The organism is Arthrobacter sp. TE26545, from assembly GCF_056279005.1.
Genome location: NZ_JBWBQM010000001.1, coordinates 3,056,957 through 3,078,596, shown reverse-complemented (window position 1 = coordinate 3,078,596; position 21,640 = coordinate 3,056,957). Strand labels below are relative to the sequence as shown.

At 67.5% G+C, this 21,640-nt stretch carries 16 protein-coding genes; 9 read left to right on the top strand and 7 right to left on the bottom strand.

Going from position 1 to position 21,640, the window contains the following annotated elements:
• Positions 1-25: 25 nt before the first annotated feature.
• From ACZ9CK_RS13920 to ACZ9CK_RS13880, 9 genes are all read left to right on the top strand, one after another.
• Entirely contained in the window at positions 26-1,093 is a 1,068-nt protein-coding gene (locus ACZ9CK_RS13920; protein WP_476050227.1) for an o-succinylbenzoate synthase, read from the top strand.
• 72 nt (positions 1,094-1,165) lie between these two features.
• Entirely contained in the window at positions 1,166-3,262 is a 2,097-nt protein-coding gene (locus tag ACZ9CK_RS13915) for a PhoX family protein (protein WP_476050226.1), read from the top strand.
• A 111-nt stretch (positions 3,263-3,373) separates the two neighbouring features.
• Positions 3,374-5,095 (top strand): 2-succinyl-5-enolpyruvyl-6-hydroxy-3-cyclohexene-1-carboxylic-acid synthase, encoded by a 1,722-nt coding sequence (gene menD / locus ACZ9CK_RS13910; RefSeq protein WP_476050225.1) that lies wholly within the window; start codon positions 3,374-3,376, stop codon positions 5,093-5,095.
• A gap of 4 nt (positions 5,096-5,099) precedes the next feature.
• A complete protein-coding gene (locus ACZ9CK_RS13905; RefSeq protein WP_426299418.1) occupies positions 5,100-6,107 on the top strand; it encodes a LacI family DNA-binding transcriptional regulator in 1,008 nt (335 codons plus the stop codon).
• A gap of 102 nt (positions 6,108-6,209) precedes the next feature.
• Positions 6,210-7,997, top strand: a complete 1,788-nt coding sequence (gene araB / locus ACZ9CK_RS13900) for a ribulokinase (protein ID WP_476050224.1) — start codon at positions 6,210-6,212, stop codon at positions 7,995-7,997.
• On the top strand, positions 7,994-8,686 hold the full coding sequence (locus tag ACZ9CK_RS13895) for an L-ribulose-5-phosphate 4-epimerase (RefSeq protein WP_476050223.1): 693 nt from the start codon (positions 7,994-7,996) through the stop codon (positions 8,684-8,686). Before araB ends, ACZ9CK_RS13895 begins: the two co-directional genes overlap by 4 nt.
• Positions 8,687-8,723: 37 nt before the next feature.
• On the top strand, positions 8,724-10,244 hold the full coding sequence (araA, locus tag ACZ9CK_RS13890; RefSeq protein ID WP_426299412.1) for an L-arabinose isomerase: 1,521 nt from the start codon (positions 8,724-8,726) through the stop codon (positions 10,242-10,244).
• The gene (locus ACZ9CK_RS13885; RefSeq protein ID WP_476050222.1) at positions 10,241-11,140 is read left to right on the top strand and encodes an aldose 1-epimerase family protein; all 900 of its coding nucleotides are present in this window, start codon (positions 10,241-10,243) and stop codon (positions 11,138-11,140) included. Before araA ends, ACZ9CK_RS13885 begins: the two co-directional genes overlap by 4 nt.
• A 41-nt stretch (positions 11,141-11,181) precedes the next feature.
• Positions 11,182-12,162 (top strand): LacI family DNA-binding transcriptional regulator, encoded by a 981-nt coding sequence (locus tag ACZ9CK_RS13880; protein ID WP_426303496.1) that lies wholly within the window; start codon positions 11,182-11,184, stop codon positions 12,160-12,162.
• A 106-nt stretch (positions 12,163-12,268) separates the two neighbouring features.
• On the opposite strand, the gene mmsB is transcribed toward ACZ9CK_RS13880, so the two are convergent.
• The 7 genes from mmsB to ACZ9CK_RS13845 all read right to left on the bottom strand — a co-directional run bounded on the left by mmsB (position 12,269) and on the right by ACZ9CK_RS13845 (position 21,601).
• Positions 12,269-13,561 (bottom strand): multiple monosaccharide ABC transporter permease, encoded by a 1,293-nt coding sequence (mmsB, locus tag ACZ9CK_RS13875; protein WP_426299408.1) that lies wholly within the window; start codon positions 13,559-13,561, stop codon positions 12,269-12,271.
• Between the two features lie 5 nt (positions 13,562-13,566).
• On the bottom strand, positions 13,567-15,096 hold the full coding sequence (gene mmsA, locus ACZ9CK_RS13870) for a multiple monosaccharide ABC transporter ATP-binding protein (RefSeq protein WP_426299406.1): 1,530 nt from the start codon (positions 15,094-15,096) through the stop codon (positions 13,567-13,569).
• A 30-nt stretch (positions 15,097-15,126) separates the two neighbouring features.
• Positions 15,127-16,251, bottom strand: coding sequence for a multiple monosaccharide ABC transporter substrate-binding protein (chvE, locus tag ACZ9CK_RS13865; RefSeq protein ID WP_426299404.1), 1,125 nt, complete (start codon positions 16,249-16,251; stop codon positions 15,127-15,129).
• A 243-nt stretch (positions 16,252-16,494) separates the two neighbouring features.
• On the bottom strand, positions 16,495-17,943 hold the full coding sequence (locus ACZ9CK_RS13860) for a family 43 glycosylhydrolase (RefSeq protein WP_476050221.1): 1,449 nt from the start codon (positions 17,941-17,943) through the stop codon (positions 16,495-16,497).
• 42 nt (positions 17,944-17,985) lie between these two features.
• On the bottom strand, positions 17,986-19,002 hold the full coding sequence (yjfF, locus tag ACZ9CK_RS13855; RefSeq protein WP_476050220.1) for a galactofuranose ABC transporter, permease protein YjfF: 1,017 nt from the start codon (positions 19,000-19,002) through the stop codon (positions 17,986-17,988).
• Positions 19,002-20,081 carry an ABC transporter permease gene (locus ACZ9CK_RS13850; RefSeq protein WP_426299398.1) on the bottom strand — a complete coding sequence of 360 codons (1,080 nt, stop codon included), beginning with the start codon at positions 20,079-20,081 and terminating at the stop codon, positions 19,002-19,004. Before ACZ9CK_RS13850 ends, yjfF begins: the two co-directional genes overlap by 1 nt.
• Positions 20,078-21,601, bottom strand: a complete 1,524-nt coding sequence (locus ACZ9CK_RS13845) for a sugar ABC transporter ATP-binding protein (RefSeq protein WP_476050219.1) — start codon at positions 21,599-21,601, stop codon at positions 20,078-20,080. The genes ACZ9CK_RS13850 and ACZ9CK_RS13845 overlap by 4 nt, the downstream gene beginning before the upstream one ends.
• Positions 21,602-21,640 lie beyond the last annotated feature (39 nt).

Below are 21,640 nucleotides of genomic sequence, written 5' to 3'. Positions count from 1 at the left end.
GGAGGGGCCCGGATACAGTGGCAGCATGCCTGAAAGCACCGCCGCCGGACCAACCACGCCGCTGCCCGACCTCGAGGAACTCCTCGCGACCGCCCGCGTAGTGAGCCTGCCGATGCGGGTGAAATTCCGCGGCATCATGGAGCGCGAAACGCTGCTGCTGCAGGGGCCGGCCGGCTGGGGCGAGTTCTGCCCCTTCCCCGAATACGGTGATGCCGAGGCCTCCCGCTGGCTCGCCGCCGCCGTCGAGGCCGCCTGGACCGGCTTCCCCAAACCGCTCCGCCACAGCATCCCCGTCAACGCCACGGTCCCCGCCGTCGACGCCGCCCGGGTGCCCGAGGTGCTCGCCCGATTCGGCCGGGTGGACGCGGTCAAGGTCAAGGTCGCCGAACGCGGCCAGGAACTGTCGGACGATGTCGCACGCGTCACCGCCGTCCGGGAAGCGCTGCCGGACGCCGCGGTGCGGGTGGACGCGAACGGTGGCTGGGACGTGCCGCAGGCGGTGGAGGCACTCGGCCGGCTTGCCGCCGTCGGGCTTGAATACGCGGAGCAGCCGGTGCCGGACATCGCCGGGCTCGCCGAGGTCCGCCGGCGCCTCGCCGGAAATGGCACACCCGTGCTGATTGCCGCCGACGAATCCGTGCGCAAGGAGGACGACCCCCTGAAGGTCGCCCGGGCTGGCGCGGCGGACCTGATCGTCGTGAAGGTGGCGCCCCTGGGCGGAGTCCGGCGTGCGCTGGAGATCGTGGCGCAGGCCGGGCTGCCTGCCGTCGTCAGCTCCGCCTTGGACACTTCGGTGGGAATCCGCGCGGGCCTGGCGCTCGCCGCGTCCCTGCCGGAACTGCCGTACGCCTGCGGGCTGGGAACAGTCCGGCTGTTCGCGTCGGACATCACGGCGGACCCGCTGGTGCCCGACGACGGCGCCATCGCCGTGCGCGAAGCCGCGGCCGACGCCGGGCTGCTGGAGCGGTATGCGGCTTCCGCGGAGCGGCGCGACTGGTGGCTGGAGCGGCTCCGCCGGGTCCACGGCGTGCTGGCCGCCGCCGAAGCGCGGCTCGCCGATTCCGGTGAAGCTGCTGAGTTCACCGGAACTTAACCAGAGCGTCCTCTCAGATTCCCCTTGCGCTGAAAGGGTGGCCGGGACCCAGTCACTATCCGGAGGCCACCCATGTCTGAAAAGCCCGCCCGTACGTTCCCGCTCCTGCCGATGCTCGGCCACACCAAGGGCAAGCGCAGCCCGGTCACCTGTGCGCTCAAGTGCGACAACGCCTGCTCCGGCGATGTCTGCAACACCAGCTCCAACTCCTACTTCCGGGACATAGCCTCCGCCGCCATGTCCCGCCGGGCCGCCCTGGGCCTTGGCGCCGCCGGTGCGCTCGCCGTCGTCTTCGGCGGAAACCTCGCGACTGCCGGTCAGGCAGAAGCGGCCGCTGCCGACGCCGGTCTTTCCGCTGCTGCCAAGGCCGGCTTCAAGGACTCGAAGCTGAGCTTCACCCCGATCAAGCCGGTGGACTACACCGTTGACGCCTTCACGGTTCCCGACGGCTTCACCTGGCGTCCGGTGATCCGCTGGGGCGACCCGCTGTTCAACGACTCCCCGGACTTCGACCTGGAGAACCAGAGTGCCGCGGCCCAGGCCCGCCAGTTCGGCTACAACAACGACTACACGGACATCCTGCCGGTCCCGGGCTCCAAGGATCGCCGTGCCCTGCTGTTCACCAACCACGAGTACACCAACGAGAACATCATGTTCCCGGCCACCCTGCCGGCCGCGGAAGCCCGCGCCATCGGCCGCGCCGGGCACGGCCTGAGCGTCGTCGAGCTGGAGCGCAAGAACAAGAACAAGCCCTGGAACTACGTCAAGGGTGCTCCGCTGAACCGCCGGTACCTCACGGACACGGTCTACGAACTGACCGGGCCCGCCGCGGGCACCGACTTGGTCAAGACCATCGACGACCCTTCGGGACGCAAGATCAAGGGCACCCTGGGCAACTGCTCGGGCGGCACCACCCCGTGGGGCACCATCCTCTCCGGCGAGGAGAACTTCAACGGCTACTTCGTCTCCGCGGGCACCAGCGAAAGTGACAAGCGCTACGGCCTCACCGCCAAGCCCACGGCCCGCCAGTGGGAGCTCGACGAGCCGCGCTTCGACACCCGCAACGCCGGCTACTCCAACGAAAGCAACCGCTTCGGCTGGATCGTGGAAGTGGATCCCTTCGACCCCACCTCCACCCCGAAGAAGCACTCCGCCATGGGCCGCTTCAAGCATGAGGGCGCCAACGTGATCGTGGCCGAATCCGGGCACGTGGTGGCCTACATGGGCGATGACGAGCGCTTCGACTACCTGTACAAGTTCGTTTCCAAGGACACGTACCGTTCAGGTACGGCGGCCGCCGACCGCCGCCACAACATGACCCTGCTGTCCGAAGGCAACCTCTACGTGGCCAAGTTCGCCGGAAATTCTCCGCTGGCCGAAATCACCGGCGCCGGCGTCCTGCCGTCCGACGGCGCGTTCGACGGTTCCGGCGAGTGGCTGCCGCTCGTGGTCGACGGCGCCTCCGCGGTACCGGGCATGACCGTCGCCGAGGTCCTCGTGTACACCCGCCTCGCCGCGGACAAGGTGGGCCCCACCAAGATGGACCGCTGCGAGGACGTCCAGCCGAGCCTGCACAGCGGCAAGGTCTACGTGGCCTGCACCAACAACTCGGACCGCGGCAAGCCGGGCAAGGAAGGTGCCACCGAGGTCAACCCGCGCACCCAGAACCGCGACGGGCACATCGTGGAAATCACCGAAAACGGCGGCCAGGCGTCCACCAAGTTCAACTGGACCCTGCTGCTGGTGGCCGGCGACCCCGCCAAGAACGCCTCGGCCTACTTCTCCGGATTCCCGGCGGACAAGGTGTCCCCGATTTCCTGCCCGGACAACGTGGCCTTCGACTCCGTGGGCAACCTGTGGATCTCCACCGACGGCGCCCCGTCCACCATCGGCTACAACGACGGCCTCTTCAAGGTCACCCTCGAGGGCCCGGAACGCGGCAAGGTGGAGCAGTTCCTTGCCGTGCCGCGCGACGCCGAAACCTGCGGCCCCGTCATCCATGACGAGGAACGCACGGTCTTCGTCTCCGTGCAGCACCCCGGCGAGGAAGGAAGCTTCGCGGAGCCGCACTCCTTCTTCCCCGACTACGTGCCCGCCGGCGCCGCGCCGAAGGCCGGACAGGTTCGCGCCCCGCGTCCGTCCGTGGTCCAGGTCTACCGCCAGGGCTAACTTTCCCCAACGCGGGGCCACTTACGGCCCGTCGGACGCCCCGACATGGGCCGTAAGTGACCCCGCGTTGCAGTTTCCGTGCCAAATAGAGGCGCCAAATAGACTGGGACCGTGACTTCCCAGGACTCCCTGACCTCGCTCGCCGCCGCACGGATCGCCGTCGCCACCCTGCTCGACGCCGGAGTGCGGCACGTGGTGGTGTCTCCGGGCTCGCGCTCGGCGCCCATGGCCTACGCCCTGGCCGAGGCCGAAGCGGCGGGGCGGGTCACGCTGCTGGTCCGGATCGACGAACGCTCGGCCGGGTTCACGGCCCTGGGCCTGGCCCTGTCCACCGGCACGCCCGCGGCCGTGCTCACCACCTCCGGGACCGCCGTCGGGAACCTGCTGCCCGCGGTCATGGAAGCCAACCATGCCGCCGTGCCGCTCGTGGTCCTCTCCGCGGACCGGCCTGCCGAACTCCATGGAACCGGGACGAACCAGACCACCCTCCAGATGGACCTTTTCGGCGAACACGTCCGCTTCGCCGTCGACGTTCCGGCCGGTGACAATCCGCAACGGGCGGTGCGCACTGCGCTGCACGCCGCCAGCGGCGCCCTCGAAGGGACCCCGCCCGGTCCGGTGCAGCTGAACCTCGCCTTCCGCGAACCCCTTGTCCCGGAGCCCGGGGAGGCCCTGCCCCGGCGCGAGGGTCGCGGTATTTTCCATTACGACGCCGGCCCGGAGGTCCTGGAGCTGCTTGCCGCGCCCGCTGAGCTGCCCGAGCGGCGCACCGTGGTGCTGGCCGGTCACGGCGCCGGAGCCGTCGCCGAAGCATTCGCCCGCGCCTACGGGTTGCCGTTGCTCGCCGAACCGTCGTCCAACGCCCGCTTCGGCCCCAACGCGGTTGGCCCCTACCGGCTTCTCCTGGAGCACTTTTCCGCCGATTCCGCGCTGCCGATCGAACGTGTGGTGGTGTTCGGCCGGCCCACGCTGTCCCGCCCGGTGGCCGCCCTGCTGGCGCGGGCGGAAGTAGAGACGGCCCTCTATGAGCCCGTCCCCGTGGCTTGGTACGAACACGGCCGCCGCCGTGAGACACCCTTCGAGACCCTGGCGGGCCTCGGTGAGTTCGCCGGCCGCGGGGCCGCCGGATGGCTCGACGCCTGGCTGTTGGCCGGCGCCGCGGCCCAGCACGCGCTGGACGGTGTCCTCTCCGCCGAGGCGTTGCCCACCGGCCCCGCCGTGGCTGCGACCGTGTGGGAGCACGCCCGGGGCCGGCTGGTGCTGGGTTCCTCCAACGGCATCCGCGACGTTGATCTCGCCGGGCAGCCGCAGCCCGCGCCCCTGGCCACGGTGGACGCCAACCGCGGCCTCTCCGGGATCGACGGCACTATCGCCACCGCCACCGGGATCGCCCTCGGCTCGGGCCGGGAAACCACGCTCCTGCTGGGCGATGTCACCTTCCTCCACGACACCGGCAGCCTGCTGCTCGGCAGCGGGGAGGCGGAGCCGGACCTGCGGATCGTGGTCCTCAACGACTCCGGCGGAGCGATCTTCGGGCTGCTGGAGCATGGCGGGGTGGACGCGGGCGGCGGCTACGGCACCGCCGTCGAACGACTCTTCGCCACCCCGCACAGCGCGGACATCCGGGCGCTGGCCGCCGCATTCGGCGTCGGCTATTACCTGGCGGGCACGACGGCGGACCTCGCCGCCGCGCTGACGTCGCCGCTGAAGGGCCGCAGCATCGTGGAGGTCCGCACGGACCGCGCGGGGCTCCGGGCGCTGCACGGTCGCATCAAGGCCGCGGTGGGGGAGGCCGCGGGCGTTCGCCTCGGCGCGTGGTATCGAGCACAATAGCCCCATGGCCAACAGCAATGCCCGACTTCCCCGCCTCGAGGATGTGGCGGAGCGCGCAGGAGTTTCCCACCAGACCGTCTCGCGGGTGATTAACAACCACCCCAACGTCAGCAAGACCACCCGCGAGCGGGTCGAGGCTGCCATCGCCGAGCTCGGCTACCGGCGGAACACTGCGGCCAGGAGCCTGGTGACCAGGCGCTCGCAGACCATCGGCGTGCTGGGCAGCGAACTTTCGCAGTACGGCCCCGCCAACACCCTGCTGGGCGTGGAACAAGCCGCGCGCGACGCCGGCTACTTCGTCAGCATCGCGGCGGTCCGGACCGTGAGCCGCGAAGCGATCTTCGACGCGATCCGGCACTTCCTGGACCAGTCCGTGGACGGCATCGTCGTGATCGTGCCGCACGCGGAAACCCTGCTCGCCCTGGAGGAACAGACGCCCGGCGTTCCCGTGGTGGCGGTCGGGGCCTCGGGAAGCGCGTCCATCAGCGGCGCCATGGTGGACCAAAAACGGGGCGCCGAGCTCGCCGTCCGGCACCTGATCGAGCAGGGCCACGACCGGATCGGCCATATTGCCGGCCCCCAGGACTGGATCGACGGCGCCGCGCGCGCCGAGGGCTGGAGCGCGGCCCTGCGGGCTGCCGGACTCGCCGACGACCTCCTTGTGGAAGGGGACTGGAGCGCCGGCAGCGGCTACGAAATCGGGCGGGGCCTTGCCGCCGAACGGTCCGCCACTGCGATCTTCGTCGGCAACGACCAGATGTCCCTCGGCCTGCTCAGGGCCTTCAACGAGGCCGGGGTTCGGGTGCCGGAGGACGTCTCCGTAGTGGGGTTTGACGACCAACCGGAGTCCGGCTACTTCAGCCCGCCGCTCACCACGGTCCGCCAGGACTTCGAGGAGCTGGGCCGGCGCTGCATGGACCTGATGCTCGCTGCCCTGGCGAATGGCGAGACCGCCACCACGGTGGTCGAGCCGGAACTTGTGATCCGACGGAGCACCGCAGCCCCGGCCTGACGCCTCAACGGTATGTGACGGGCGGCACTTGACGGATGATTTTGTTAGCGCTCACAATGGAAGCAGCCCGCGAAGCGGCGGGCGGCATTTCTTGGAGGATTCATGGACGTCACTGCAGGCGGCAGCGAAAACTATGTCATCGGGGTGGACTACGGCACCCTTTCCGGCCGGGCCGTCGTCGTGCGGGTCCGGGACGGCAAAGAGCTCGGCAGCGGGGTGTTCGACTACCCGCACGCGGTGGTCACCGACGCCCTTCCCGCGGACGTAGCAGGGGGAACAGCCGCCCGGCTTCCCGGCGAATGGGCGCTGCAGGTGCCGGATGACTACCGCGAGGTGCTGAGGCGGGCAGTTCCCGCCGCCATCGCAGACGCCGGGATCGACCCGGCCGCAGTCGTCGGAATCGCAACGGACTTCACTGCCTGCACCATGGTGCCGGTCAAGGCGGACGGCACGCCACTGAACGAGGTTCCCGGTTTCGCCGGACGCCCCCACGCCTACGTGAAGCTGTGGCGGCACCACGCTGCCCAGCCCCAGGCTGACCGGATCAACCAACTCGCCGAAGAGCGGGGCGAAGCATGGCTTCCGCGCTACGGCGGGCTGATCTCCTCCGAATGGGAATTCGCCAAGGGCCTGCAGCTGCTGGAAGAGGATCCAGAAGCCTACGCCGCGATGGACCACTGGGTGGAAGCCGCGGACTGGATCGTCTGGCAGCTCTGCGGCAACTATGTCCGCAACGCCTGCACCGCCGGGTACAAAGGCATCTACCAGGACGGCAAGTATCCGTCCAAGGAGTTCCTCGCCGAACTCAACCCCGGTTTCAAGGACTTCGTCAGCAGCAAGCTGGAGCACACCATCGGCCGCCTGGGCGACGCCGCGGGCCGGCTGACCGCGGAAGCCGCGGCCTGGACCGGCTTGCCCGAAGGGATCGCGGTGGCCGTGGGCAACGTGGATGCCCACGTCACCGCCCCCGCGGCCCGGGCCGTCGAACCGGGCCAGCTCGTAGCCATCATGGGCACCTCCACCTGCCACGTCATGAACGGCGCCGAACTGCACGAGGTCCCCGGCATGTGCGGTGTGGTGGACGGCGGCATCGTCGACGGCCTCTGGGGCTACGAAGCCGGGCAGAGCGGCGTCGGCGACATCTTCGGCTGGTTCACCAAGCAGGGGGTTCCACCGGAATACCACCAGGCCGCCGCCGACGCCGGGCTGGGCATCCACGAATACCTGACTGAACTGGCGTCACGGCAGCCAATCGGCGGGCACGGCCTGATCGCCCTCGACTGGCACTCCGGCAACCGCTCCGTGCTGGTGGACCATGAGCTTTCCGGTGTGGTGGTGGGCCAGACCCTGGCCACCCGGCCGGAGGACATCTACCGGGCACTGCTCGAGGCCACAGCCTTCGGCACCCGCACGATCGTTGACGCGTTCCGGGATTCCGGGGTGCCGGTGCGGGAATTCATCGTGGCCGGCGGCCTGCTGAAGAACCGGCTCCTCATGCAGATCTACGCGGACGTCACCGGACTGCAGCTCTCCACGATCGGATCCGGGCAGGGCCCGGCGCTGGGCTCGGCCATCCACGCCGCCGTTGCCGCCGGGCGGTACCCGGACATCAGGGCCGCAGCCGCCGCCATGGGCGCGGCGCCGGGAGCGGTGTACACCCCCATCCAAGAGAACGTTGCGGCCTACGAAGAACTCTTCCGCGAATACCGCACCCTGCACGATTACTTCGGCCGGGGAAGCAACGAGGTCATGCACCGGCTCAAGGCGATCCAGCGCAGGGCCCGCGCCGCGGACCCGCGCCAAACGGGCGGGCAGCAGGAGCCGGCGGCAGCACCGCCGTCGAACTCCACCGCCACGGCGAGCGAAACCCTGGAAGGAGCCAACGCATGACCACGCTCCTGGACACCATCTCCCGCGTCCGCGCGGAGGTCTGCGCCCTGCACGCCGAACTGACCCGCTACGGGCTGGTGGTCTGGACCGCGGGAAACGTGTCCGGGCGCATTCCCGGCCACGAGCTGATGGTCATCAAGCCTTCGGGGGTTTCCTACGACGAACTGACGCCGGAACTGATGGTGGTCACGGACCTCCACGGTACCCCGGTGGACGGCGATGCAAGCGTGGAATGGGGGAATCCCGGACTGTCCCCATCCTCGGACACCGCTGCGCACGCCTACGTGTACCGCAATATGCCGGAGGTGGGGGGAGTGGTCCACACACACTCCACCTATGCCACCGCCTGGGCCGCGCGCGGCGAGGAGATCCCGTGCGTGCTGACCATGATGGGCGATGAATTCGGCGGCTCCATTCCCGTGGGTCCCTTCGCTCTGATCGGCGACGACTCGATCGGCCGCGGCATCGTGGACACCCTCACAGCCTCCAATTCCCCGGCGGTGCTCATGCAGAACCACGGTCCGTTCACCATCGGCAAGGATGCGCGCGCCGCCGTCAAGGCCGCCGTGATGTGCGAGGAAGTGGCCCGCACTGTCCACATCGCGCGCCAGCTCGGCGAACCCCTCCCCATTGACCGGGCCAAGATCGATTCCCTGTACGAGCGCTACCAGAACGTTTACGGCCGCTAGGCCGTCTGCCGCACCTTCAGACCTTCAAGGAGACACCATGCCCCGCGCCAACACCACGTCCCTGGACCACTACGAAGTCTGGTTCCTCACCGGCAGCCAGCACCTGTACGGGGAGGACGTCCTGAAGCAGGTGGCCGCCCAGTCCCGGGAAATCGCCGAGCTGCTGAACGCTTCGGCCGAGGTGCCGGTCAAGCTTGTCTGGAAGCCCGTGCTCACCGATTCGGACGCCATCCGGCGCACGGCCCTGGAAGCAAACTCCAACGATGCCGTGATCGGCGTGACCGCGTGGATGCACACCTTCAGCCCGGCCAAGATGTGGATCCAGGGCCTGGACCTGCTCCGCAAACCGCTGCTCCACCTGCACACCCAGGCCAACCGGGACCTGCCCTGGGCGGACATCGACTTCGACTTCATGAACCTCAACCAGGCCGCCCACGGCGACCGCGAATTCGGTTACATCCAGTCCCGCCTTGGCGTGCCGCGCAAGACCGTCGTGGGCCATGCCTCCAATCCGGAGGTCGCCCGCCAGCTTGGCATCTGGCAGCGGGCCGCCGCCGGCTGGGCCGCCGTCCGCGCCCTGAAGCTGACCCGTTTCGGCGACAACATGCGCAACGTCGCCGTCACGGAAGGCGACAAGACCGAAGCCGAGTTGCGGTTCGGCGTCTCGGTCAACACCTGGTCCGTCAACGAACTCGCCGAGGTGGTCCATTCCGCGAAAGAGTCCGACGTCGATGCGCTGGTGGCCGAGTACGAGCGCCTCTACGAGGTGGCGGCGGAGCTGCAGGCCGGCGGTGCCCGGCACGAGTCCCTGCGCTACAGCGCCCGGATCGAGCTTGGCCTGCGAAGCTTCCTCGAGGCCAACGGCTCCGCCGCGTTCACCACGTCCTTCGAGGACCTCGGCGAACTGCGGCAGCTTCCCGGCATGGCCGTGCAGCGGCTCATGGCCGACGGCTACGGCTTCGGCGCCGAAGGGGACTGGAAGACCGCCATCCTGGTCCGCGCGGCCAAGGTCATGGGCGGGGAGCTGCCGGGAGGCGCTTCCCTCATGGAGGACTACACGTACCATCTTGAGCCCGGCTCGGAGAAGATCCTTGGCGCGCACATGCTTGAGGTCTGCCCGTCCCTGACCGCCACGAAGCCGAGGGTCGAAATCCACCCCCTCGGTATCGGCGGCAAGGAAGACCCCGTCCGGATGGTGTTCGACACGGACGCCGGACCCGGCGTCGTCGTCGCGTTGTCCGACATGCGCGACCGTTTCCGGCTCGTGGCCAATGCCGTGGACGTGGTGGACCTCGACGCACCGCTGCCCAACCTGCCAGTGGCCCGGGCGCTCTGGGAACCCAAGCCCGATTTCGCCACGTCGGCCGCAGCGTGGCTCACGGCCGGCGCAGCCCACCACACGGTATTGTCCACGCAGGTGGGCCTGGACGTGTTCGAGGACTTCGCCGAAATCGCCAAGACCGAACTCCTGACCATCGACGAGGGCACCACCATCAAACAGTTCAAGAAGGAACTCAGCTGGAACGCCGCCTACTACAAGCTGGCCGGCGGGCTGTGAACACTGAGTTCATCCTCCGCTCGGGCGGCTACGAAGCGATCGTCACCGCCCGGGCGGCTGCACTTCGCCGGCTCACGTTCGAGGGCCGCGATCTCGTGGTTCCCTTCGCTGCCGGGGAGCCGATCCCCGATTACCGCGGCATCATCGCCGCGCCCTGGCCCAACAGGATCGCGGACGGCATCTACCGTTTCGACGGCGAGGTGCAACACCTCCGGGTCAATGAACCCGAGCGGCAAACGTCGCTGCACGGGCTCGCTTTCCCGTTGGATTGGTCGCCGAAAGAGCACGACGCCGGTTCGCTCACGTTGACGTGCACGGTGGGGCCCATAACCGGCTACCCCTTTGTACTGGAGCTACAGGCGCACTTCACCCTGGACGATGCCGGGCTGCACACGCAGGTGACGGCCCTGAATGCCGGCGGCACGGCTGCGCCCTACGGCGTCTGCCCGCACCCGTACCTGGTGGCCGGACCCGCACCCCTGGACCAGTGGACCCTTGAAATCCCGGCCGGGGCATTCCTGGAGGTCACGCCGGACCGCCTGCTGCCCAAGGGAACGCGCAGCGTGGTGGGCCACGCCTTCGACTTCAGGGCGCCCCGCGCGATCGGCGCCACCGAGATCGACCACGCCTTCACGGACATCGCCTTCGACGACGGTGGCGAGGCGCGCGTCCTCGTACGGGACCCCGGCGGGACCGGCGTCGGCATGTCCTGGGACCGCAGCTGCCGGTGGCTGCAGATCCACACCGCGGACAAGGAACCCCCGGCGGCGAACCGGCTGGGCCTGGCCGTGGAGCCCATGAGCTGCCCGCCGGATGCCTTCAACAGCGGAATCGACCTGGTCCGGCTCGAGGCAGGCGCCACGCACCACGCGGCGTGGACCATCTTCGCAGTGTGACCGACTCGGTCACAGGCGGTGCCGTGCCGCGTCCTCCCGTCATGGAGGACGTGGCGCGCCTGGCAGGAGTCTCCCACCAGACAGTTTCCCGGGTCCTCAACGGCCACCCCCATGTCAGCGCCAGGACGCGGATGCGCGTGGAGCGCGCTATCACCGAACTCGGCTACCGCAGGAATACAGCAGCCCGGCGGCTCGTCACCCGCCGCTCCCACGCCATCGGAGTCCTGGGCGCCGGAATGGGCTTCTACGGTCCCGCCAACACCCTCCTCGGCGTCCAGCAGGCTGCCCGCGAGCACGGCTATTCCGTGAGCATGGCCAGCCTCAGCCGCGTCACGCCGTCGGGAATCACCGATGCCCTTGAACACTTCCTGCTCCAGCCTGCGGACGGAATCGTGGTGATCGCGCCGCACCAAACCATGCTCGCCGCACTGCGCACCATCGCCGTTCCTGTCCCGCTGGTGTCGGTGGGCTTCGGGGCGGGGGACCGGCTGGGCGATGTGGCAGTGGACCAGGGCGCCGGCGCCGCGCTCGCCGTGCAGCACCTGTTGGACCTCGGCCACACTGCGATTGCCCACATCTCCGGACCGCCGGACTGGACTGATGCCGCTGCCCGGTCCGAAGGCTGGCGCCGCACCCTCGACCGGGCCGGACAGTCCGGCGGCCCGCTCATCCCGGGTGACTGGAGCGCAGAAAGCGGCTACCGCGCCGGACTGCAGTTGGCAGCCCAGGGCAACGTCACTGCAGTGTTTGCCGCTAACGACCAGATGGCCCTGGGGGCATTGCGCGCCTTCGGCGAGGCCGGCCTGCGCGTCCCGGACGATATCAGCGTGGTGGGTTTCGACGACCAGCCGGAGGCCGCGTATTTCGTCCCGCCCCTCACCACCGTCAACCAGGGCTTCACGGAACTCGGTGCCCGCTGCATCCGCCTATTGCTGGACGAGATGGAGGGTGGGGCCGCCGGCACCGGCTCGGTGCTCAGCCCCGGCCTCGTGCTCCGGGCGTCGACGGCGCCGCCCCGTTAGCCGTTGGCGGCGATCATCCCCGGACAGTACGACCACGGCCCCGCACCTTCTTCGCAAAAGGTGCGGGGCCGTCGTCGTGCTTGCTATGAACGTGCTTGCAATGAACTCAGACCTTGCTCGGGGCGCGGTCGGCCGGGACCGCCGCCGGTTCGGCTGGCGCCGTAGCGTCCTCCGCGGCGGGCGGGGTGGTCCTGAACTTGAAGCGCTTGGCGATGGAGGATCCGCCGCCGGCGCGGTTCTTGTTGAAGATGTCGAAGCCGACTGCGAGGAGGAGCACCAGGCCCTTGATGAGCTGCTGGTAGTCCGTGCCGAGGCCCAGGATGGACATGCCGTTGTTGAGGACGCCCATGATGAGGCCGCCGATCATGGCCCCGGCCACCGTCCCGATGCCGCCCTGCACGGCCGCGCCTCCGATGAACGCCGCGGCGATGGAGTCCAGCTCGAAGCCCGTGCCGCCGGCCGGCTGGGCCGAGTTGAGCCGGGCCGTGAAGATGAGGCCAGCCAGGGCGGCAAGGATGCCCATGTTCACGAAGAGCCGGAAGGTCACCGCCTTGGTCTTGATGCCGGAGAGCTGCGCGGCGTGCAGGTTCCCGCCGATCGCGTAGGTGTGGCGGCCGAAGATGCTGTTGTTCATCAGGGCCGAGTAGCCGATCACCAGGACGGCCAGGACGATCAGCACGATCGGTGTGCCGCGGTAGCTGGCCAGCAGGAAGGTGATGGCGAGCATGAGGATTGCAATGAACGCGGTCTTGGTGGCGAACCATGCCATCGGTTCGTTTTCCAGGTTCAGCCTGCTGCGGACCCGGCGTTCCTTGACGGACTGGAAGAGCAGCGCGGCGGTGCCGACGACGCCCAGCAGCACGGTGAGCCATTCCAGTACCGAGGTTCCGCCGGAAATATCCGGGAGGAAGCCGCCGCCCAGAGCACGCAGCTCGTCCGGGAACGGGGTGATCTGCTGGTTCTTCAAGGTGATGAGGGTCAGGCCGCGGAAGATGAGCATGCCGGCCAGGGTCACGATGAACGCAGGGATGCCAACGTAGGCGATCCAGTAGCCCTGCCAGGCACCCACCAGGGCGCCCACCAGCAGGCAGGCGGGGATGGCGGCCCACCACGGCCAGCCCCAGTGCACGATCATCACGCCGGCCACCGCGCCGATGAATCCGGCGATCGACCCCACAGAGAGGTCGATATGGCCCGCGATGATCACCATCACCATGCCGATGGCCAGGATCAGGATGTAGCTGTTCTGGACCACCAGGTTGGTGACGTTCTGGGGCTGGAGCAGGATGCCGTCGGTGAGGAGCTGGAACAGCAGCACGATCAGGATCAGGGCAACGAAGATGCCGACCTGGCGGAGGCGGCTTGCCAGGAAGCCGAGGGATTCTCGTAGGGCGGACATGGCTGCTATTCCTTCTCTTGGGTCATGTAGTGCATGAGGGTCTCCTGGGAGGCCTCGGAAATCGGTACTTCGCCCGTGATGTGCCCGGCGGACAGCGTGTAGATCCTGTCGCAGATGCCCAGGAGTTCGGGCAGCTCCGAGGAGATCACGATCACCGCCTTACCCTGCGCGGTGAGCCCGGCGATGATCGTGTAGATCTCGTACTTGGCACCGACGTCGATGCCCCGGGTGGGTTCGTCAAGGATCAGCACGTCAGGGTCTGAGAACATCCACTTGCTCAGCACGACTTTTTGCTGGTTCCCGCCGGAAAGCTTCCCGGTGATGGCTGATACCGCAGGGGCCTTGATGTTCATGCTTTCGCGGTAGCCGTTGGCTACAGCGGTTTCGCGGTTCTTGTCCACCCAGCCACGCTTCGCCAGCTTGGGCAGTGCGGCCATGGAGATGTTCCGCTTGATGTCCTCGATCAGGTTCAGGCCGTAATGCTTGCGGTCTTCGGTGGCGTAGGCGATGCCGTGGGCGATCGCCTGTGGAACGGTGGAGGTGTTGATCTCCTTGCCGTACTTGAACACCTTGCCGGAGACGGCCTTGCCGTAGCTGCGGCCGAAGACGCTCATGGCCAGTTCCGTGCGGCCCGCTCCCATCAGTCCGGCCAGGCCCACCACCTCGCCTTTGCGGACGTTGAGGCTGGCGTTGTGCACCACGGTGCGGCTGTGGTCCTGGGGGTGCTGCACCGTCCAGTCCTCGATCCGGAGCACTTCCTCGCCGATCTGCGGGGTGCGGTCCGGATAGAGGCTGTCCAGGTCCCGGCCCACCATGCCGCGGATGATGCGTTCCTGGGTGATCTGGCCCTGGTCCAACCTCAGGGTTTCGATCGACTTGCCGTCCCGGATGATGGTGACGGCGTCCGCCACCTTCCGGATCTCGTTCAGCTTGTGGCTGATGATGATGCTGGTGACGCCCTGGCCCTTCAGATGCAGGATGAGGTCCAGCAGGTGGTTCGAGTCCTCATCGTTCAGGGCCGCGGTGGGCTCGTCCAGGATGAGGAGCTTGACCTCCTTGGACAGTGCCTTGGCGATTTCCACGAGCTGCTGCTTGCCCACGCTGATGTGCTGGATGGGGGTCACCGGGTTCTCGTCCAGCCCGACCCTGGCGAGCAGCTTGGCGGCCTCCAGGTTGGTCTTGCGCCAGTCAACCCAGCCGCGCGGAGCGATCTCGTTCCCGAGGAAGATATTCTCCGCGATGGACAGGTAGGGGCTGAGCGCGAGTTCCTGGTGGATGATCACGATCCCGCGCTTCTCGCTGTCATTGATGGACGTGAAAGCGCAGGGTTCGTTTTCGAAGAGGATGTCGCCGTCGAAGGTGTTGTGCCCGTAGACGCCGGAGAGCACCTTCATCAGGGTCGATTTGCCTGCCCCGTTTTCACCGCAGATTGCATGGACTTCACCGCGGTTCACGTCCAGGGTGACGTCCTGGAGGGCTTTGACGCCGGGAAAGGTCTTGGTGATCCCGCGCATCTGAAGAATGGGTACGTTCATGGTCAATTCCCGCTGATCCGGTGGAGCCTGTTACTTGACGTCCGCTTCGGTGTAGTAACCGGTGTCGATCAGTTCCTGCTTGTAGTCGGCCTTGGTGACGATCACGGACTTCAGCAGGTAGGCCGGAACCACCTTGACCTTGTTGTTGTAGGTCTTGTCGTCGTTGATCTCCGGCTCCTGGCCCTTCAGCGCGGCGTCCACCATCTTCACGGCCTGCTCACCGAGCTTGCGGGTGTCCTTGAAGATCGTGGAGTACTGTTCCCCGGCGATGATGGACTTGACGGAACCCTTTTCCGCGTCCTGCCCGGTCACCACCGGCAGGTCGCCCTTGGAGTAGCCGCCCGTGCTGGTCAGGGCCGAGATGATCCCGATGGACAGGCCGTCGTAAGGCGAGAGCACGCCGTCGAGCTTCTTTCCGGAGCCATAGGCGGCGGTGAGGATGTCCTCCATGCGCTTCTGCGCGGTGGCGGCCTGCCAGCGCAGGATCGCGGCCTGCTCGAACTTGGTCTGGCCGCTGGGAACCTTGAGGGTTCCGGCGTCGAGGTACGGCTTGAGCGTGTCCATGGCGCCGGTCCAGAAGAAGTTGGCGTTGTTGTCATCCGGGCTGCCCGCGAAGAGTTCCACGTTGAACGGGCCCTTGCCCTCAACCTTCTTGCCGGCGGCATCCAGAAGGCCAAGCCCGGTCAGCAGCGAGGTAGCCTGCTGCACGCCCACCTCGTAGTTATCGAAGGTGGTGTAGTAGTCCACGTTGGGGGTGCCGTTGATCAGGCGATCGTAAGCGATGACCTTGACGTTCTGTTCCTTGGCCTTGGCCAGGACGTCGGTCAGGGTGGTGCCGTCGATCGCAGCCACGATCAGGGATTTCGCGCCCTTGGTCAGCATGTTTTCGATTTGCGAGACCTGCGTGGGAATATCGTCATTGGCGTACTGGAGGTCTGTCTTGTAGCCGAGCTTCGCGAGGGATTCCGAGACGTTCTTGCCGTCTGCGATCCACCGTTCGGAGGTCTGGGTCGGCATGGAGATTCCCACCAGGGCGCCGGAGGCATCGGCACTGCTGGTTCCGCTGGCGACGCCAGGGCGGCTGCCGCACGCGGTCGTTCCTGCTGCGAGGGCCAGGACGACGGCAACGGCGCCCAGGAGCTTCTTGAGTCTCACGTAGTTCTCCTTCCGCGGCCCGCTCGGGGCCGCGAATCGTGCTTGCGCGGCGAGCGTCGGTGCTCACCGTGGCCGGCCATCTGCGCCCGGCTTGTGGTGTCAGTGCTGCTGTGTGTTCTGTCGTGTTTTTTCTACTGCGCTTGTCCTGTCGCGCTGTTAGCGCTAACAATCTAAGGTCATGATATCCCGCCGGGGTCCTGTGAAGCAACTCACAGGACCCCGGAGCGGCAGGGCAGTAGGGACTCAGTGCCGCAGGAAGAAAGTCGCCGCCGCGCGCTCGTCCTTGCCGGCCTTGGCGACGCACAGTACGCCGTCGCGCAACAGCAGGTAGCTGCCCGCGGCGTCCACCGACTCGAAGGAGACGCCTGCACTGTCGGACAAGCCGCCGCGCCGCAGGAACACCGACGACGAGCCTTCCGTGGCCGCGATGGTCACCGCCGCTCCCTGCACACGCAGGTAACGGCCCTTGGTGAGGACCGGTTCGATGACGACCGAGTTCTTCCGGGCGTAGCCGGGCGCGATCCGGAACTGGGATGCTCCCAGCGCGGGGGAGGAGGCTGCGGTGACCGTGACGCCGTCGTGCGCCAGGAAAGTACCCGCAGCGGACGCCGGCTCCAGACGGACCGGAAGTTCGCCGTCGCCCACCGGCACGCCGAAGTCCGGGGTCCCGTCGGCGTGCCAATGCAGCTGCTGGACCCGGGCGTGGCGGTTGGGATCGTAGAGCGGGTCTCCCACGATGGTCCGGTAGGACCGGGCGTGGTAGACGAGGACGTCATTGCCGTCCTCATCCACGGTGAAGGAGTTGTGGCCGGGCCCGTATTGTTTGGAGCCCTCGTTGGTGGTGAACACCGGCAGCGGCGTCTTGGACCAGGACGCCGCATCGAGCAGGTTGGCGGAGGCATCCGCGGTGAGCAGGCCCATGCAGTAATTGGCATCGGTGGCGCTCGCTGAGAACGTGACAAAGATCCGCCCGTTCCGTGCGAGGACGGCTGGCCCCTCGTTCACCTTGTATCCGCGGGTTTCCCATTCCAGGGTCGGAACGGCGATGCGGACCGGGGTGCTGGACAGCGTGGACGGCGATGACATGGACGCGATGTACAGGCTGGAGTTCACGCCGGTGTCGCTCTGCGCCCAGAGCAGGTAGCGGGTGCCGCCGTGCTCGAAGGTGGTGGCGTCCAGGGAGAAGGTGTCCGCGTGGGTGTACACGCGGACGGGCGGTCCCCAGACGGCGTTTGTCGGATCGGCGGCATCCGTGGAGATGACGTAGATCCGCACCCGGAAGACATCATTGCTGTCGCCGGCGGCGAAGTAGATGTGCCATTGGCCGTCGAAGTGGTGCAGTTCCGGGGCCCAGATGTGCCCGCCCATGGTGCCGGAGGCGGGACGTGTCCAGACCAGTGTTTCGTCCGCGCCGCCCAGCCCGGCGATGGTGGGCGAGGAGCGCAGGACAATCCGGTTGTACTCGGGCACGGAACCCGTGAAGTAGTACTTTCCGTCCGTGTGCTTCATCAGCCACGGGTCCGCCCGCTTGGGGACGACCGGGTTGATCACGGGGTCCTGTGCCGGCGCCGCGGCAGCTCCCGGGGCGAGCAGGAGGCTGCCCGCGCCGGTTCCCGCGAATGCGGCTGCGGCCGCTGCGGCGGTCCCCGAACCGAGCAGCAGGCGGCGGGACAGGTGGCGGTTCAAATCCATGGAGTGGTCCTTTCGACGGGCATGGGCTTGCGGTGGTGAGGGTCAGGCGGTTTTCCGGGTGAACAGGCGCTGCAGCAGGATGAAGGCCAGGAGGAGGGCCCCGATCACGATCTTCGTCCACCAGGAGCTGAGGGTTCCGTCGTAGGCGATGAAGGTCTGGACGATGCCGAGGACCAGCACCCCCACCACCGATCCCAGGACATAGCCGCTCCCGCCGGTCAGGAGGGTTCCGCCGATGACCACCGCAGCGATAGCGTCAAGTTCCATCCCCTGGGCAGCAAGGCTGTATCCGGAGAGGCTGTAGAAGGAGAACAGGATGCCGGCGACCGCGGAGCAGAGGCCGCTCAGCACGTAGACCAGGATCTTGGTGGTCCGCACGGGAAGGCCCATCAGCATGGCCGAGTTCTCGTTGCCGCCGATCGCGTAGACGGTCCGGCCGAATCGGGTGTGGTGCAGCACGAAGAACGCCGCCGCAACGATGGCCAGCGCCAGCACCACGCCGGGGGAGATGAAGAGTTCGCCCGGGAGCGGGATCTGGGCCTGCGCCATGCCTGTGAAGAAGCCTTCCGTCACGGGAATGGAATCGAGGCTGATGACGTAGCAGAGGCCGCGGGCAAGGAACATGCCGGCCAAGGTGACGATGAAAGGCTGGATGTCGAAGTAGTGGATGATCAGGCCCATCGCGAGCCCCAGGGCGCTGCCGATCAACAGGACCAGGACGATCACCGCCGCCGGGTTCCAGCCCTGCTGGAGGAGGGTGGCGGCCACCATCATGGAGAGCGCGACGACGGCACCCACCGAGAGATCGATCCCGCCGGTCAGGATCACGAAGGTCATGCCGACCGCAAGGACGATGAGGAAGGTGTTGTCGATGAACAGGTTGAGGAAGACCTGGCCGGACAGGAAGCTCGGGTACATGCCGGCGCCCACGGCGAACATTGCGAGGAAGAGTCCCAGCGTGGCGAGGGTGGGGGCGTAGCGGGCGTTCCCGCGCAGTTGCCTGCGCGGTGCCGCGGTTTTCGTCGCTGCGCGGGGTGCGAGCGTTGAGGGCTGGGGCATCAGAGGGCCACCTTTTCCTTGGCGGGTTCCATTGCGGCGGGGCGGGCGGTGGCCTTCAGGCGTGCGAACACCTTCCGGGCCTTCGGTGCCTGGAGGAGGCAGACGGTGATGACCACCAGGGCCTTGAAGACGAGTGTGACTTCCGGCGGAATCCCGAGGGTATACACCGTGGTTGTCAGGGTCTGGATGATAAACGCGCCCACCACGGTGCCGGTGAGGGTGTACCGGCCGCCTGCCAGCGAGGTGCCGCCGATCACCACGGCCAGAATGGCATCCATCTCGATGTACAGGCCGGCGTTGTTGGCGTCCGCCGCCGTGACGTTTGAGCTGATCATGAGGCCCGCGAAGGCGGCGCAGACGGCGCTGAAGACGTAGACGATCCACACGATGTTCCGGGACCGCAGGCCGGCGAGGCGGCTGGCGACCGGGTTGATGCCGACGGCTTCGATGAGCGTGCCCAGCGCGGTGCGCCGCGTCAGGACCGCCGCCAGCACAAAGATGGCAGCCGTGACCAGGATGGACACCGGCAGGGTGAACAGGTAGCCGGCTCCTATCGCCTTGTAGTTGTCGTTGGAGACGGAGATGATCTGTCCGCCGGTGATGAGCTGCGCGATGCCGCGGCCCGCCGTCATCAGCACCAGGGTGGCGATGATCGGCTGGACGCCGATGGTTGCCACCAGGAATCCGTTCCACGCGCCCACCGCGAGGCCGGCGACGACGGCGATCAGGACCGCGGTCAGTGCCGTTGCCGGGGACCCCGGTTCGGGGGACGCGGCGATGTAGGCACAGGATGCCGCACCTGCGATCGCCACCACGGCCCCCACGGAGAGGTCGATGCCGCGGGTGGCGATCACCAGGGTCATGCCCAGGGCGATGAGGATGGTCGGTGCGCCGTTGCGCATGATGTCGATCAGGCTGCCGTACAAGTGCCCGTCCTGCATCCTCAGGGCAAGGAAGTCCGGACGGAAGAGCTGGTTGAGCAGCAGCAGGGCGGCCAGCGCGATGACCGGCCACGCCAGGCGGTGCGCGAAGATGGCTTTGAGCGGGTTGCCCGGCTTGGCGGGCTGGTGCGATGTCATTGGGTACCTCCGGCGATGACCGCCATGACGTCTTCCACGGAGACGCCGTCGTTGTTGATTTCGGCTACCTTTGCCCGGTCCTTGATGACCGCGATCCGGTCGCTGACGCGAAGGACTTCCTCGAGTTCGGAGGAGATGAAGAGGACGGACATGCCTTCGGCGGCGAGCCGGCTCACGAGTTTTTGGATCTGTGTCTTCGCGCCGATGTCGATGCCGCGGGTGGGCTCGTCGAGGATGAGGAGTTCCGGATGGGTCACCAGCCAACGGGCAAGAAGCACCTTCTGCTGGTTGCCGCCGCTGAGGTTCCTGATGAGCGCTTCCGGGTTGGCCGGCCGGATGTCGAGGGCCTCAATGTACTCGGCCACCAGTTCGTCCTGGGTGCGGCGGGGAATGCGGCGGGCCCAGCCCTTGCTCGCCTGCATGGCCAGCACCAGGTTGTCGCGGACGGACAGGTCGCCGATCAGCCCCTCCTTCTTGCGGTCTTCCGAGCAGAAGGCGATCCGCTGGTCGATGGCGGCGCGCGGGGACCGGATCCTGTGTTCGCTTCCCTTGATCCTGATGAGCCCTTCATCTGCCTTGTCGGCGCCGAAGAGCAGCCGGGCGATCTCAGTGCGGCCGGCGCCGAGCAGGCCGGCCAGTCCGAGGACTTCGCCGGGGTGGATGGACACGTCCACGTTGGCCACTGAGCCCTTGCGGCCGAGGCCTTCGGTTTCCAGGAAAGGCGTGCCGTCCGCGGAGCGGCTGCGGGTGCGGGCGGGAGCCTCGTCCAGTTCGGCAAGGGCCTCGAGTTCCTTGCCGATCATCTTGGAGATGAGGCTCATGCGGGAAAGGTCCCGGGTCAGGTATTCGCCCACGAGCCTCCCGTTCCTGAGCACCGTCATCCGGTCGGAAATTTCGTAGACCTGTTCCAGGAAGTGTGAAACGAACAGGATGGCGACGCCGCGGTCCCGCAGCTGCCGGATGACGCCGAAGAGCTGGGCCACTTCTCCCGCATCGAGGCTTGACGTGGGCTCGTCCAGGATGAGGACCTTGGCGTTGACCTCCACGGAGCGTGCGATGGCGATCAGCTGCTGGACCGCGATGGAATGGCTGGACAGGAGGGAACCGGGGTCAACGTGTTCCAGCTGCAGTTCCGCGAGGACTTCCCTGGTGCGCGAGCGCACCCCTTTCCAGTCGATCGCCCCGCGGCGCCGCGGCTCCCGGCCCAGCAGGACGTTTTCCTCGACGGTGAGGTTGGGGCAGAGGTTGACTTCCTGGTAGACGGTGCTGATGCCGGCGGCCTGGGATTCCGCGGGGGCGGTGAAGCGCTTTGTCTCCCCGAGGACCGTGATGGTTCCTGAGTCAATCGTGTAAACCCCCGTCAGGGCCTTGATCAAGGTTGACTTCCCGGCGCCGTTTTCGCCCATCAGGGCGTGGACCTCGCCTTGGAAGAGCCGGAAGTCTACGCCGTCGAGCGCCTTCACCCCCGGGAAGCCGATGGCAATGTCGGTCATCTCGACGACCGGAACGATTTCGTTCATCCTCTTGTCTTTTCTGTGCTGGTCTGCCTTGCGGCCGGA

Bases quoted from the DNA above. Each gene is read 5' to 3' on its own strand.
- ACZ9CK_RS13920 (WP_476050227.1), top strand. From the start codon at position 26: ATGCCTGAAAGCACCGCCGCCGGACCAACCACGCCGCTGCCCGACCTC.
- ACZ9CK_RS13915 (WP_476050226.1), top strand. From the start codon at position 1,166: ATGTCTGAAAAGCCCGCCCGTACGTTCCCGCTCCTGCCGATGCTCGGC.
- ACZ9CK_RS13905 (WP_426299418.1), top strand. From the start codon at position 5,100: ATGGCCAACAGCAATGCCCGACTTCCCCGCCTCGAGGATGTGGCGGAG.
- araB (WP_476050224.1), top strand. From the start codon at position 6,210: ATGGACGTCACTGCAGGCGGCAGCGAAAACTATGTCATCGGGGTGGAC.
- ACZ9CK_RS13895 (WP_476050223.1), top strand. From the start codon at position 7,994: ATGACCACGCTCCTGGACACCATCTCCCGCGTCCGCGCGGAGGTCTGC.
- araA (WP_426299412.1), top strand. From the start codon at position 8,724: ATGCCCCGCGCCAACACCACGTCCCTGGACCACTACGAAGTCTGGTTC.
- ACZ9CK_RS13880 (WP_426303496.1), top strand. From the start codon at position 11,182: ATGGAGGACGTGGCGCGCCTGGCAGGAGTCTCCCACCAGACAGTTTCC.
- mmsB (WP_426299408.1), bottom strand. From the start codon at position 13,561: ATGTCCGCCCTACGAGAATCCCTCGGCTTCCTGGCAAGCCGCCTCCGC.
- mmsA (WP_426299406.1), bottom strand. From the start codon at position 15,096: ATGAACGTACCCATTCTTCAGATGCGCGGGATCACCAAGACCTTTCCC.
- ACZ9CK_RS13860 (WP_476050221.1), bottom strand. From the start codon at position 17,943: ATGGATTTGAACCGCCACCTGTCCCGCCGCCTGCTGCTCGGTTCGGGG.
- yjfF (WP_476050220.1), bottom strand. From the start codon at position 19,002: ATGCCCCAGCCCTCAACGCTCGCACCCCGCGCAGCGACGAAAACCGCG.
- ACZ9CK_RS13850 (WP_426299398.1), bottom strand. From the start codon at position 20,081: ATGACATCGCACCAGCCCGCCAAGCCGGGCAACCCGCTCAAAGCCATC.
- ACZ9CK_RS13845 (WP_476050219.1), bottom strand. From the start codon at position 21,601: ATGAACGAAATCGTTCCGGTCGTCGAGATGACCGACATTGCCATCGGC.